The following is a 13,752-nucleotide window of genomic DNA, read 5'->3' on the forward strand; positions in this document are numbered from 1 at the left end:
ATCAATGTCCTGCAAGCTGATGGAGCGCGGTAATGACGCGGGTTGTGTCGTCATGGGTCATGTCCGGGAAAAGAGGGAGAGAACAAATGCGCGCGCTGTTCCATTCAGTGTTCGGCAGCGACACCTCCGGAAAACGCTCGCGGTAATATTTTTGCGTGTGGGCCGCGCGGAAATGCAGACCCGTCCCGATGCCCTGCTCTTTCAGCGCGGCCATCAGGGCATCGCGCGAGATGCCGCACCGGGCCTCATCCACGCGAATAATAAACAGGTGCCAGGCGTGCAGATGCGGCCAGGCCGGGATGCCCAGCGGCTTGAAAGGGGTATCCACGAGTTCGAGTCGGTAGCGGTCGGCAATGTCGCGACGGCGCTTGTTCGCCTCGCCCAGCTTGCCCAGCTGCACCAGCGCCAGCGCGGCGTTGATATCCGCAAGGTTGTATTTGAAGCCAGGGGTGATGACCTCCGCCTGCGGCGCGCGGCCGTGGGTCTGGCGGTCATACGCATCTACTCCCAGACCGTGGAACTTCAGGCTGCGGATTTTCTGTGCCAGCTGTGCGTCATCCGTCACCACCAGGCCACCTTCGGCGCAGGTCATGTTTTTGATGGCGTGAAAGGAGAAGATGGCCGTGCCCTGCCAGCCCACGTGACGGTTGTTGTAGTAGGTTCCGGCGGCATGCGCGGCATCTTCAATGACGGGAATACCGTGGCGTTCAGCGACGGCGCGAATGGCGTCGATATCGCACGGCGCGCCCGCATAATGCACCGGCACAATGGCTTTCGTGCGGGGCGTAACGGCGGCCTCGACCAATTCAGGCGTCACCATCAGCGTCTCTTTGTCGACGTCGATCATCACCGGCGTGGCGCCCAGCAGCACGATCATGTTCAGCGTCGACACCCAGGTCAGGGAGGGGGTAATCACCTCATCGCCGGGACCGATATCCATCGCCATCAGGGTGACGTGCATCCCCGCCGTGGCGGAGGAGACGGCAATCGCATGGCGGTTTCCCGTAAGCGTACAAAACGCGTCTTCCAGCGCCTGATTTTTCGGCCCGGTGGTGATCCAGCCGGAGGTTAATACCGCCTGCACTGCGGCAATTTCCTCAGCGCCCATTGAAGGACGGGAAAAAGGCAAAAAATCACGCATTATTCATTTCCTTGAGATGTGTAAGGCAACTATTTGATATTAACCAAATGCCGACGCGTTTATTTCAACGAACCATAAACTCATCTCAAGGTAACGTTCATTTCTTAGGGAAAAATTAAGATAGCGAAAAAGAGGAATAACCAAACGACTAAAATTAATTAATAAACAAAGACTTATTAAATTATGAATTATTTATTTTTTGATTACGTTCACCGCTAACGCGCTTTTTATCTAAACCAAACATCAACAAACAAAAAATTCCCGGCCATTTCGAATAAATATGAAATGAACCGGGAACTTTTCTTTTTAGTTAATTGTCGCGCTTATTTTAAATTATCAGGAAAGTTTTTTGGAAGTTCACTGGCTGCACACGCAATAACGCTCTCATTGTTGGCACCGCAGTCGCGAACAAAAGTAATAGTGGCAAATTCATCAATCACTTCGGTTGGATATGCCGGGCCCGCATCGCGATAGCTATTCATCAGCGGAATGTGATCGTTCTGGAAGCAGACGGTTTTTTCCGGATTGTTCATCACCCAGCGCGGGAAGAAGATCGTGCCGTGGAACAGGCTGTCGCCCAGGTTCACAATCAGGCTCACGTCGGTGCCGGTTGGCTCGGTCCAGGAGATTTTATAGATGCTCTCCCCAACGCGGACGATATACGCCTGCTGATCTTTCACCCAGCGGTTGCCAACCAGGCCGCTGTGAATACGGTAGTCGAGGGTGTTTTCATTTTTGACATAAATTTCATAGTTCCAGCCATTATCGTAGGTATAAACCAGATGTTTGCCGACGAAGCCGCTTAAATCATGTTTGTCGAAAGTGTTCATAAGATGTCTCCTTTGTTTTGATGAGACGATCTTATTCCTTCAAAAAACGAATGAATAACGCTATGTTTGAATCAAATTCATCCAAATTTTAGATTGATTATGCACAAGACGACGCTCGAACAATGGGCTTTGCTGGAGAGAGTGGTGGAGGCGGGCAGCTTTGCGAAAGCAGCGGAAGAGACCCACCGCAGCCAGTCTTCGGTCAGCTATAACCTGTCGCTGCTGCAGGAGCGCCTGGGCGTGGCGCTGCTGATGGCGGAGGGAAGACGGGCCGTGCTCACCCCCGCAGGGGAATTGTTACTGAATCAGGTTAAACCGCTGCTGAAGGCGTTCTCATACGTCGAGACGCGCGCCGCGACGCTACAAAGCGGCATGCGGACCCGCCTCGACCTCATGGTCGACAGTATTTTCCCGCGTCGCCGCCTGTTCGCCATTTTGCGGCAGTTCCAGCAGCGCTATCCGCAAACGCAGGTGCGGCTTACCGAAGTGCTGGAAAACAGCCGCGACGATGCGCTGAATGATGAAGCCGACGTGATGATCCTCACCCGCCGCCAGGACATTACCGGACTGGGCGAATGGCTGATGAATATCGACTTTGTCGCCGTTGCCCATCACGCGCACCCTCTGTTTGCACTTGATGCACCGCTGAACGATGAACTGCTGCGCCCGTGGCCGCTGATCCAAATTGCGGACAGCCAGCCGGCTGCCCGTCCTGCTGGCGGATCCTGGACATTTTCCACCATTGATGCCGCTATCGAAGCGGTGATGAACCAGGTTGGATACGGCTGGCTGCCGGAAGAGCGTATTCAAACGCAGCTGGAACAAGGCGTTCTGAAAGCGCTGCCGCTCAGCCACGGCGTACGCCGCGCGACGCCGCTGCACCTCATCGTTAAACGTTCGCTCAGCCCGCTGGACGAGCAGGTGGACACCCTGCTGCACCTTTTTAAACAGGAGCCGTCATCCTCACCTGCTACGCTTTAAGGTCTGAACGTTAAAACCACAAGGAGCGGAGCATGAAAATCGATTTTACGGGGAAAGTGGCGCTGGTGACCGCCTCAACCGGCGGGATTGGGTTCGCTATCGCCCGAGGGCTGGCTGAAAGTGGTGCGGAAGTGATTGTGAATGGCCGCAGCATGGACTCGGTGAACAAGGGTATTCAGCAACTCCAGCAGGTCGTGCCCGGCGTGCAGGTGCGGGCGGCCATTGCCGATCTCAGTACACCGGAAGGGGTGGACGCGCTGCTGAACGTGGCCACGAACGTCGACATTCTGGTCAACAACGCGGGGATTTACGGCCCGCAGGATTTCTACTCCACCGACGATGACACCTGGGAGCGTTACTGGCAGACCAACGTGATGTCCGGCGTGCGCCTCTCCCGCGCCCTGCTGCCCGGCATGGTACAGAAAGGCTGGGGGCGCGTGGTGTTTATATCGTCCGAATCGGCCTGCAATATTCCGGTGGATATGATCCACTATGGGGTGACCAAAACGGCGCAGCTCTCGCTGGCGCGCGGGCTGGCGAAATTTGTGGCCGGAAGCGGCGTCACGGTTAACAGCGTCCTGCCAGGACCGACGATGTCTGACGGTTTTGCCGAGATGATGAAAGACGAGATCGAGAAAACCGGGAAATCGCTGGAGCAACTGGCGAAAGAGTTTGTGATGGCTAATCGCCCCAGTTCGGTGATTCAGCGCGCCGCGACGGTGGAAGAAGTGGCGAATATGGTGGTGTATGTCTGTTCGACGCAGGCCTCCGCCACTTCCGGCGCAGCACTGCGTGTCGATGGTGGCGTGGTGGATGACATCGTTTAACACGTCAGGCCACAAGTTCGAGAAAAAATGAGGCCTGCTATGAGGACTATGAAGGTAAAGCAGGTAAACTAGTGAGCAGAATGTGTATTTCAGCTAAGACGTATTTATGACCAATATGATTGCCGACGACGCCGTGGCCAAATCCCACGTGCTCTCTGTCTTTGACTTTGATGGAACATTGACGCATCACGACAGCTTTATCCCTTTCCTGCGCTTTGCCTTTGGCAAGCGTTACTTTGCGGGACGGCTGGTGCGGATGGCGTTACCGACGCTCCACTGCGTCCGCCGCAAGCTAACGCGTGATGAGCTGAAAGAGGTGTTGATCAAAACGTTCCTGACAGGGGTGGACGAACACTGGTTACGTCAGCAGGCGGAAGCCTTTTGTGAAAAATACTGGAACAAGCTGATGCGCCCTGAAGGGGTTTTAGCCGTTGCGGCTGAGGTGAATTCCGGTGCGGAAGTGACTATCTGCTCCGCCTCCCCGGCACTGGTGCTTCAGCCGTGGGCGGATAAGCTCGGCATTAAGCTGATTGGTACGCAGCTGGAAGTGAAAAACGGGAAGCTGACCGGACGTATCACCGGCAATAACTGCCGCTGTGCACAGAAAGTGGCGAGGCTGGAAAAGGTCTACGGCGATCTCAATACCTACCACCTGCGCGCCTGGGGTGATACCCGTGGTGACCACGAACTGCTGGCGGCAGCGCAGGATCCACACTGGCGTCACTTCCATCATCCGCGCAAGCGTCGGAATTCACCGATTAAGGGTTAGGTGCGGTCTGGTGCCCTCACCCCGACCCTCTCCCACAGGGAGAGGGAGAAAAACGGTGTATCAGGCAGTACGTTTCCCAGGGAACATCACGCTCGCAATAATCCCCAGCGCCAGCACGCCCAATACCACAAACAGACTGGCCGTCGCGCCAATGCTGTAACCGTGATGCCAGAAGTGATCGGTGGCATTCAGACCCAGCTTGAACGCCACAAAGAACAGCAGCAGCACCACAGCCTTCTCGAGGTGCACCAGATACTGCTTCAGCGCTTCCAGCACGAAGTAAAGGGTACGCAGGCCGAGGATAGCGAACATCATGGCGCTGTAGATAATCAGCGGTTCGCGGCTCACCGCGATAATGGCCGGTACGGAGTCAAAGGCGAACATCACGTCCGAGAGTTCCACCACCGCCACACAGAGCAGTAACGGCGTCGCGTAGCGCTTCGCTTTCTTCACGCGGCCAACCATGACGTCCTGGTTTTCTGGCTTCTCCAGCTCAGCGTCCACCTCTTTTTGCGTCAGGATAAACGCGTGGCTGCTGATTTTCGGCCAGACCGGGTAAAAGCGTTTTACCAGACGATAAGCCAGATGATCGGAGTAATCTTCAACTTCATCGCTCTCTTCATTGCGCCTGAGCATCATCACCGCCGTCCAGCCGACGACCAGTGCGAAAACGACCTCAACGTACGGTCCCAGGCTTAACAGGCTGGTGCCGATAGCCACAAAGATGCCGCGGAAAACAATCGCCCCCAGCACGCCCCAGTAGAGCACACGGTGACGGTATTTATCCGGCACGCCGAACCAGGCGAAGATCGCCATCATCACGAACAGGTTATCAATGGAGAGAACTTCCTCCAGCGCGTAACCGGTAAGGAACAGGCTCGCCATTTCGGCACCGTGGTGGATATACAAGAACCCGGCAAACGCCATCGCCATCGAGAACCAGAAAACGGACCACATCGCCGCGCTTTTCAGCGAGACAGGTTTATCGTGACGGTGCATAAAGAGGTCGATAAACATCGCCCCAACGGCCATTACGACAAAGACAACAACGGTTTCCGTCGGGAAACCGAGATGAGCAGCAGACATACACAACCCTTTTATAGAGGCAAAACACAGCACCATGCAGACTGGCCGGAGCCAGTAGAGAAAAAGAGTGCCTTTAAAAGAGCGGCACTCTAAAAAATCAATATTAACCGTTCTTTTCAGCCAGCGCCTGCGCACATGCCCAGGCACTTGCCCACGCCCACTGGAAGTTGTATCCGCCGAGCCAGCCGGTGACGTCCATCACTTCGCCAATAAAATAGAGCCCCGGCACGTTACGCGCTTCCATGGTGCGGGAAGAGAGTTCATTCGTATCGACCCCACCCAGCGTCACTTCTGCGGTGCGGTAACCCTCCGTGCCGTTTGGCTGAACGCGCCAGGCTGTCAGCGTCTCAACCAGCAGCTCCTGCTCCCGGCTATTAAGCTGCTTGAGCGACACATCCGGGATCTGCCCCAGCACCTGCAAACATTCCACCAGACGTTTTGGCAGCTGCATTGCCAGGGTATTTTTCAGGCTTTGATTCGGGTGCGCGGTACGCTGCTCGTTGAGGAAGGCATCCAGATCGCTGTCCGGGAGCAGATTAACCGTGACAAACTCTCCCGGCTGCCAGTAGCTGGAGATTTGCAGTACCGCCGGGCCGGAGAGACCGCGATGGGTAAAGAGCAGATTTTCACGGAACACGGTGCCGTCTTCGGCGGTAATGACCGAGGGGACGGACACGCCAGACAGCGTCTGAAGCTGTTCGAGAAGCGGTTTATGCAGCGTGAACGGCACCAGCCCGGCGCGCGTAGGCAAGACTTTCAGGCCAAACTGTTCGGCAATCTTATAGCCGAACGGGGAAGCACCCAGCCCCGGCATCGACAGGCCGCCGCTGGCGATCACCAGGCTGTCTGCGCTGACGGTTTCACCGTTCAGCTGTAGCGTGTAACCCTGCTCGTTGCGGGCGACCTCCAGCACTTCCGTGCGCAGGCGCATCGTCACGCCACCCTTCTCGCACTCGGCCACCAGCATATCGACAATCTGCTGCGCGGAGTCGTCGCAGAACAGCTGGCCCAGCGTCTTCTCATGCCACGCAATGCCGTGCTTGCCGACCAGATCGATAAAATCCCACTGGGTATAACGCGCCAGCGCGGATTTACAAAAATGGCGATTCTGGCTCAAATAGGCCGCGGGTTCGACATAAAGATTGGTGAAGTTGCAGCGCCCGCCGCCGGACATCAGGATCTTGCGGCCAGGCTTTTTGCCGTTATCCAGCAGCAGTACGCGACGACCCGCCTGTCCGGCCATCGCCGCACAAAACATACCCGCCGCACCGGCGCCAATTACCACGGCATCAAACCTTTCCACGTCAAAATCCTCTTCGTTAACTGCCGCGGATTGTAAAGTTTCCTCTGTGGTCACACCAGCGCAAAAAGATATTACAAAGCCATTTCATTGATATTTAAAGATTATCCTTTCGGGCGCTTTTCTCAAATCAGGTGGTATGTCAAAAAAAGTCTATATTTCACTTTGCCCGCCGTGCATTTGTCCTGGATAATGCGCCGCGTTCATGTCCTCAAAATGGCGTAACGTCCTATGCTACATTTGTTTGCCGGCCTGGATTTACATACCGGGCTTTTATTATTGCTTGCTCTGGTTTTTGTACTGTTTTACGAAGCGATCAACGGCTTCCACGACACTGCAAACGCAGTAGCAACGGTTATCTACACTCGCGCAATGCGATCGCAGCTTGCGGTTGTTATGGCGGCGGTATTTAACTTTTTCGGTGTCCTCCTGGGCGGACTGAGCGTTGCGTATGCGATCGTGCATATGCTGCCAACGGATCTGCTTCTCAACGTTAGTTCTGGCCATGGCCTTGCTATGGTGTTCTCAATGCTGCTTGCTGCCATTATCTGGAACCTCGGTACCTGGTATTTCGGCCTGCCTGCATCCAGTTCTCACACTCTCATCGGCGCGATTATCGGTATCGGGTTAACCAATGCCCTGATGACCGGGACGTCCGTTGTTGATGCGCTGAACATCCCGAAAGTGTTGGGGATTTTCGGCTCTTTGATCATCTCACCTATCGTGGGTCTGGTGGTTGCGGGTGGATTAATTTTCATCCTGCGTCGCTACTGGAGCAACACGAAAAAACGTGCGCGTATCCACCTGACGCCAGCAGAGCGTGAGAAGAAAGACGGCAAGAAAAAGCCGCCATTCTGGACGCGTATTGCCCTGATCATTTCCGCTATCGGCGTGGCGTTCTCTCACGGCGCGAACGATGGTCAGAAAGGGATTGGCCTGGTGATGCTGGTACTGATTGGCGTCGCACCGGCGGGTTTCGTGGTCAACATGAACGCCTCCGGTTACGAAATCACCCGTACCCGTGATGCGATTAACAACGTCGAAGTTTACTTCCAGCAGCATCCTGCGCTGCTGAAGAAAGCGACCGGCGTTGACCAGTTGATTCCGTCTCCTGAAGCGGGTGCCACCACCGCGCCGGGCGAGTTCCACTGCCATCCGGCAAACGCGATTAACGCGCTGGAACGTGCCAAAGGCATGCTGGGCGACATCGAAAGCTATGACAAACTGGCTGTTGAACAGCGTGGTCAGCTGCGTCGCATTATGCTCTGCATCTCTGACGTGACGGATAAAGTCGCGAAGCTGCCAGAAGTGAATGCTGACGACAAACGTCTGCTGAAGAAACTGAAAAGCGATATGCTCAATACCATTGAGTACGCGCCAATCTGGATCATCATGGCCGTCGCGCTGGCACTGGGTATCGGTACAATGATTGGCTGGCGTCGTGTGGCGACCACCATCGGCGAGAAGATCGGTAAGAAAGGCATGACCTATGCGCAGGGTATGTCTGCGCAGATGACGGCGGCGGTTTCTATCGGTCTGGCGAGCTACACCGGTATGCCAGTCTCCACCACCCACGTACTCTCTTCGTCCGTGGCAGGTACCATGATTGTTGACGGCGGCGGTCTGCAGCGCAAAACCGTGACCAACATTCTGATGGCCTGGGTGTTTACACTCCCGGCATCCATCCTGCTGTCTGGCGGTTTGTACTGGATTTCGCTGAAGCTGATTTAATCGGTTGAAGGCGATAAAAAAGCGGGCCAGGAAACTGACCCGCTTTTTTTATGCTCAGTGCCAAATCATCAATGCAATCATACTGACCACGACCAGCCCGCACAGGGCGCTGGTCAAAATGAACTGACGACGCAGACGCTCGCAACGACGGATAAACTCTTCATCGTGGTGATCGCGGTAACGCTGGTAGTAGATGTATCCCACCAGACGCATCTGTTTGCTGGGCTGTCCATGCGAGGTGAAGAACCCTCCACCGTCCACATACTGATAAAGCAACGGATCGCAACCACGAAGTACCACTAACAGCGCACGTAACGATGAGAAGTAGCGCGCCATATTCACTATGCAAACTACGCATAACGCCCAAAACAATGCGACGGTGCTAATCATACATCCTCCCCGGCGTCCGCCCACGAAGCAAGGCTTCTGAGCAACCGCACTCCAATGCCCTGACAGACAGTTCAGTGAAAGAATGACCAAAAGTCGATCCGGTTCGCGTTTTCATATCCGAACGGTTCATTAAATAGTGTAGGAGATCCGTTAATTTTTTTGCCACAAGGTTAATCGTTATCAACACCAAAGCTTGAAAAATATGTTTAACTGGGCCGTAATGAAAGTATCAGACGACGGCATTCTCTTTTAGTCATCGATAACTTAAGGAAGGAGTAACACTATGGCTTACAAACACATTCTCATCGCGGTAGACCTCTCCCCGGAGAGCAAAGTGCTGGTTGATAAAGCGGTATCCATGGCACGTCCCTACAACGCGAAAGTTTCGCTGATTCACGTTGATGTGAACTACTCCGACCTTTACACCGGTCTGATCGACGTAAACCTTGGCGATATGCAGAAACGCATCTCCGAAGAGACTCACCACGCCCTGAGCGAACTCTCCACCAACGCGGGCTATCCGATCACTGAAACCTTAAGCGGTAGCGGCGATCTGGGCCAGGTGCTGGTTGATGCGATTAAGAAATACGATATGGACCTGGTGGTATGCGGTCATCACCAGGACTTCTGGAGCAAGCTGATGTCTTCTGCGCGCCAGCTGATTAACACCGTTCACGTGGATATGCTGATTGTTCCGCTGCGTGACGAAGAAGACGAGTAAGTGCAAAAAAGCCCGGTGGCGCTAACGCTTACCGGGCCTACAAGCGGCACTAAATGTAGGCCGGGTAAGGCGAAGCCGCCACCCGGCTTTTTTTATTCCGGCGTGCCTGAGTAGATATCAAACCGGTGCCCTTTGGTGATCACCGCATTGGTCGTGGCAACGTCCGCCAGCGGCGGCGCATAGTCCGGCCGTTTCACCACCACCCGCTTCGTTGCAAGCTGACGAGCAGGCTCCAGCAGGCCATCTGCATCTAAATCCGGCCCTACCAGCGACTGAAACACCCGCATCTCTTTCTTCACCAGCGCGCTTTTCTGCTTATGCGGGAACATCGGGTCCAGATAGACCACCTGCGGTCGCGGGGTGATGTCGGTCAGCGCCGTCAGGCTGGAGGTGTGGATCAACTGCAGGCGTTCCTGTAGCCACGAGCCGATTTCCGGGTCCGCGTAGCCGCGCGCCAGCCCGTCGTCGAGCAGCGCAGCGACCACCGGATTGCGTTCCAGCATCCGCACGTGACAGCCGACAGACGCCAGCACAAAGGCATCGCGCCCCAGCCCCGCCGTGGCGTCCACCACGTCCGGAAGATAGCTCCCTTTGATGCCAACCGCTTTAGCCACCGCCTCGCCGCGACCGCCACCGAACTTGCGCCGGTGCGCCATCGCGCCGCCGACAAAGTCGACAAAAATCCCGCCGAGCTTCGGTTCGTCGCGCTTGCGTAATTCCAGGTGCGCTGTCGTCATCACCAGCGCCATCAGGTTATCTTCATCGTGCTCCAGCCCCCAGCGGGCCGCCAGAACAGATAAGGCGCCGTCTCCGGCGCCTGTTTCATCCACTAAGCAGATCTTCACGTAACAATCAGCCTTTGATCCCGTAATGCTCCAGCATCGCATCCAGCTGCGGCTCGCGGCCACGGAAGCGTTTGAACAGCACCATTGGCTCTTCAGAACCGCCGCGGGTCAGGATGTTGTCGAGGAACGACTGGCCGGTATCGCGGTTGAAGATCCCCTCCTCTTCGAAGCGAGAGAAGGCATCCGCCGCCAACACGTCGGCCCACAGGTAGCTGTAGTAGCCCGCTGCGTAGCCGCCTGCAAAGATGTGGCTGAAGGCATGCGGGAAGCGGCCCCAGGTTGGCCCTGGAATAACGGCAACCTGCTTTTTAATCTCGGCCAGGGTTTCGAGGATTTTCGCGCCCTGCTCCGGACTAAACTCGGCGTGCAGGCGGAAGTCGAACAGGCCGAACTCCAGCTGACGCAGAATGAACATTGCCGCCTGGTAGTTTTTCGCCGCCAGCATTTTATCCAGCAGCGCCTTCGGCAGCGGTTCGCCGGTTTCATAGTGGCCAGAGATAAACGCCAGCGCGTCCGGCTCCCAGCACCAGTTTTCCATAAACTGGCTTGGCAGCTCGACCGCATCCCACGGCACGCCGCTGATACCGGCTACGCCTGCGGTTTCGATACGGGTCAGCATGTGGTGCAGACCGTGACCGAACTCGTGGAACAGAGTGATCACTTCGTCGTGGGTGAAGAGCGCAGGCTTGCCGCTCACCGGACGGTTGAAGTTACAGGTCAGGTAAGCGACCGGCTTCTGCAGGGAGCCATCGGCTTTACGCATCTGGCCCACGCAGTCGTCCATCCACGCCCCGCCGCGCTTGTTCTCACGCGCGTAGAGATCGAGGTAGAAGCTGCCGCGCAGCTCGTTTTTCTCGTCGTACAGTTCGAAGAAGCGCACGTCCGGGTGCCAGACGTCGATATCGGTACGCTCTTTCGCAGTGATGCCATAGATGCGTTTCACCACTTCGAACAGGCCGTTAACGGCTTTGTTTTCCGGGAAGTACGGGCGCAGCTGCTCGTCGCTGATGCTGTAGAGGTGCTGTTTCTGTTTTTCGCTGTAGTAGGCGATGTCCCACGGCTGCAGCTCGTCCACGCCGAACTCCGCTTTCGCGAAGGCGCGCAGCTGGGCCAGCTCTTTCTCACCCTGAGGACGGGCGCGTTTCGCCAAATCGGTCAGGAAGTCGAGCACCTGCTGCGGGTTCTCCGCCATTTTGGTGGCGAGGGATTTATCGGCGTAGTTTTCAAAGCCCAGCAGCTGTGCCAGCTCGTGACGCAGGGCAAGGATTTCCGCCATTACCGGGCTGTTGTCCCACTTACCGGCATTCGGCCCCTGATCGGAGGCGCGGGTGCTGTACGCGCGGTACATCTCTTCACGCAGCGCCTGATTGTCGCAGTAGGTCATCACCGGCAGATAGCTTGGGATATCCAGCGTTAACAGGAAACCGTCCTGCTCTTTCGCCTCGGCCTGGGCTTTTGCCGCCGCCAGCGCGCTTTCCGGCATACCCGCCAGCTCCGCTTCGTCGGTAATCAGCTTCGTCCAGCCCATGGTGGCGTCGAGCACGTTGTTGCTGTACTGGTTGCCCAGCTCGGACAGGCGCGCGGCAATTTCACCGTAGCGGGTCTGCTTCTCTTTTGGCAGACCAATCCCGGACAGCTCAAAATCACGCAGGGCGTTATCAACCGATTTTTTCTGCGCCGTGTTCAGTTCGGCATAGTGGTCGCCGTCGCGCAGGTCGCGGTAGGCTTTGTACAGCCCTTCGTGCTGTCCAACCCAGGTGCTGTACTCAGAAAGCAGCGGCAGGGTTTGCTCGTAGGCTTCGCGCAGCTCCGGGCTGTTTTTTACCGAGTTCAGGTGGCTGACCGGGGAGAAGATACGCCCCAGCACGTCGTCCACTTCGGCCAGCGGCTGACACAGATTTTCCCAGGTGTACGGCGCGCCCTGCGCAACCACGCGTTCTACCGCCGCGCGGCAGTTGTCCAGCGATTGCGTTACGGCTGGAACCACATGCTCAGGGAGGATTTTAGAAAACGGCGGCAACGAAAAAGGCGTCAGTAATGGATTGGTCATAAACGCTGTCCTGTTGAAATAGGTGAATGAAGCGCGCATCCGGCGCTGTGCACATTGTTTTCTGTAATGGGGTTAAGTGTAGAGGATTTCAATGCCGGACGTTGTCGAAAAGAGCCCGGTGGCGCTGCGCTTACCGGGCCTACGGGTAATCTGCACCGTTCTGCTGTAAACTGTGGCAAATCGTCAATTCAGCGGAATATCATTACCCATGCTCAGTTATCGCCACAGCTTCCACGCTGGCAACCACGCCGACGTCCTTAAACACACCGTTCAGAGCCTGATCATTGAAGCGCTCAAAGAGAAAGAGAAGCCGTTTCTTTATCTCGACACCCACGCGGGCGCGGGCCGTTATCAGCTGAGCGGCGAGCATGCCGAGCGTACCGGTGAATACCTTGAGGGCATCGCCCGCATCTGGCAGCAGGACGACCTGCCCGCCGAGCTGGAGCCGTACATCGGCGTGGTGAACCACTTCAACCGCAACGGCCAGCTGCGCTACTACCCTGGCTCCCCGCTGATTGCCCGCCAGCTGCTGCGCGAGCAGGACAGCATCCAGCTGACCGAGCTGCACCCGAGCGACTTCCCGCTGCTGCGTTCTGAATTCCAGAAAGATAATCGCGCCCGCGTGGAAAAAGCCGACGGCTACCAGCAGCTGAAAGCCAGGCTGCCGCCGGTCTCCCGTCGCGGCCTGGTGCTGATCGACCCGCCGTACGAAATCAAAACCGACTATCAGGCGGTGGTGACGGGTATCCACGAAGGCTACAAACGCTTCGCCACCGGGACATACGCCCTGTGGTATCCGGTGGTGCTGCGCGCGCAAATCAAACGCATGATCAAAGATCTGGAAGCGACCGGCATCCGCAAAATCCTGCAGATTGAGCTGGCGGTACGCCCGGACAGCGATCAGCGCGGCATGACCGCTTCCGGCATGATTGTGATCAACCCGCCGTGGAAGCTCGAAGCGCAGATGAACAACGTGCTGCCGTGGCTGCACAAAACGCTGGTACCTGCGGGTACAGGCCACGCCACCGTCAGTTGGATCGTGCCGGAGTAATCGCAGCCATCGGTGGAAACTATTGATTTC

General features: G+C 56.3%; 13 protein-coding genes. 6 read left to right on the plus strand and 7 right to left on the minus strand.

The window, feature by feature from the left end; translation table 11 throughout:
* Position 1: 1 nt before the first annotated feature.
* Both arnB and N2K86_RS21225 read right to left on the minus strand, forming a co-directional pair.
* Positions 2-1,141, minus strand: coding sequence for a UDP-4-amino-4-deoxy-L-arabinose aminotransferase (gene arnB, locus N2K86_RS21220; protein WP_260659869.1), 1,140 nt, complete (start codon positions 1,139-1,141; stop codon positions 2-4).
* A gap of 323 nt (positions 1,142-1,464) precedes the next feature.
* Complete coding sequence (locus tag N2K86_RS21225; protein ID WP_042717241.1) at positions 1,465-1,971, minus strand: phenolic acid decarboxylase; 507 nt, start codon at positions 1,969-1,971, stop codon at positions 1,465-1,467.
* Positions 1,972-2,070: 99 nt separating this feature from the next.
* Between N2K86_RS21225 and N2K86_RS21230 the strand changes: the two genes are divergently transcribed.
* The 3 genes from N2K86_RS21230 (at position 2,071) to N2K86_RS21240 (ending at position 4,548) form a co-directional block, all read left to right on the plus strand.
* The gene (locus N2K86_RS21230; protein ID WP_260659870.1) at positions 2,071-2,952 is read left to right on the plus strand and encodes a LysR family transcriptional regulator; all 882 of its coding nucleotides are present in this window, start codon (positions 2,071-2,073) and stop codon (positions 2,950-2,952) included.
* A gap of 32 nt (positions 2,953-2,984) precedes the next feature.
* Complete coding sequence (locus N2K86_RS21235; protein WP_260659871.1) at positions 2,985-3,779, plus strand: SDR family NAD(P)-dependent oxidoreductase; 795 nt, start codon at positions 2,985-2,987, stop codon at positions 3,777-3,779.
* A gap of 106 nt (positions 3,780-3,885) precedes the next feature.
* On the plus strand, positions 3,886-4,548 hold the full coding sequence (locus N2K86_RS21240) for an HAD family hydrolase (RefSeq protein ID WP_089598690.1): 663 nt from the start codon (positions 3,886-3,888) through the stop codon (positions 4,546-4,548).
* Between the two features lie 60 nt (positions 4,549-4,608).
* Here N2K86_RS21240 and N2K86_RS21245 read toward each other — a convergent pair whose 3' ends face one another.
* Together N2K86_RS21245 and N2K86_RS21250 are read right to left on the minus strand one after the other, a co-directional pair.
* Positions 4,609-5,634, minus strand: coding sequence for a TerC/Alx family metal homeostasis membrane protein (locus tag N2K86_RS21245; protein ID WP_260659872.1), 1,026 nt, complete (start codon positions 5,632-5,634; stop codon positions 4,609-4,611).
* A 103-nt stretch (positions 5,635-5,737) separates the two neighbouring features.
* A complete protein-coding gene (locus N2K86_RS21250) occupies positions 5,738-6,937 on the minus strand; it encodes an NAD(P)/FAD-dependent oxidoreductase (protein ID WP_260659873.1) in 1,200 nt (399 codons plus the stop codon).
* Positions 6,938-7,165: 228 nt separating this feature from the next.
* Here N2K86_RS21250 and pitA point away from each other — a divergent pair, with 228 nt between their 5' ends.
* Positions 7,166-8,665, plus strand: a complete 1,500-nt coding sequence (gene pitA / locus N2K86_RS21255) for an inorganic phosphate transporter PitA (protein ID WP_042717227.1) — start codon at positions 7,166-7,168, stop codon at positions 8,663-8,665.
* Positions 8,666-8,719: 54 nt separating this feature from the next.
* Here the strand turns inward: pitA and uspB are convergent, their stop codons facing one another.
* The gene (gene uspB, locus N2K86_RS21260; protein WP_003861224.1) at positions 8,720-9,055 is read right to left on the minus strand and encodes a universal stress protein UspB; all 336 of its coding nucleotides are present in this window, start codon (positions 9,053-9,055) and stop codon (positions 8,720-8,722) included.
* A 283-nt stretch (positions 9,056-9,338) separates the two neighbouring features.
* On the opposite strand from uspB, the gene uspA reads away from it, so the two are divergent.
* Positions 9,339-9,776, plus strand: coding sequence for a universal stress protein UspA (uspA, locus tag N2K86_RS21265; RefSeq protein WP_003861223.1), 438 nt, complete (start codon positions 9,339-9,341; stop codon positions 9,774-9,776).
* Between the two features lie 92 nt (positions 9,777-9,868).
* Here uspA and rsmJ read toward each other — a convergent pair whose 3' ends face one another.
* Together rsmJ and prlC are read right to left on the minus strand one after the other, a co-directional pair.
* Entirely contained in the window at positions 9,869-10,621 is a 753-nt protein-coding gene (gene rsmJ / locus N2K86_RS21270; RefSeq protein WP_260659874.1) for a 16S rRNA (guanine(1516)-N(2))-methyltransferase RsmJ, read from the minus strand.
* Between the two features lie 7 nt (positions 10,622-10,628).
* Positions 10,629-12,671: an oligopeptidase A gene (prlC, locus tag N2K86_RS21275; protein WP_260659875.1), complete on the minus strand. Its 2,043-nt coding sequence runs from the start codon at positions 12,669-12,671 to the stop codon at positions 10,629-10,631.
* A 208-nt stretch (positions 12,672-12,879) separates the two neighbouring features.
* On the opposite strand from prlC, the gene N2K86_RS21280 reads away from it, so the two are divergent.
* Positions 12,880-13,722 carry a 23S rRNA (adenine(2030)-N(6))-methyltransferase RlmJ gene (locus N2K86_RS21280; RefSeq protein ID WP_260659876.1) on the plus strand — a complete coding sequence of 281 codons (843 nt, stop codon included), beginning with the start codon at positions 12,880-12,882 and terminating at the stop codon, positions 13,720-13,722.
* Positions 13,723-13,752: the final 30 nt, after the last annotated feature.

Origin of the sequence: Enterobacter mori (assembly GCF_025244905.1) — a bacterium.
Taxonomy (GTDB): domain Bacteria; phylum Pseudomonadota; class Gammaproteobacteria; order Enterobacterales; family Enterobacteriaceae; genus Enterobacter; species Enterobacter mori_A.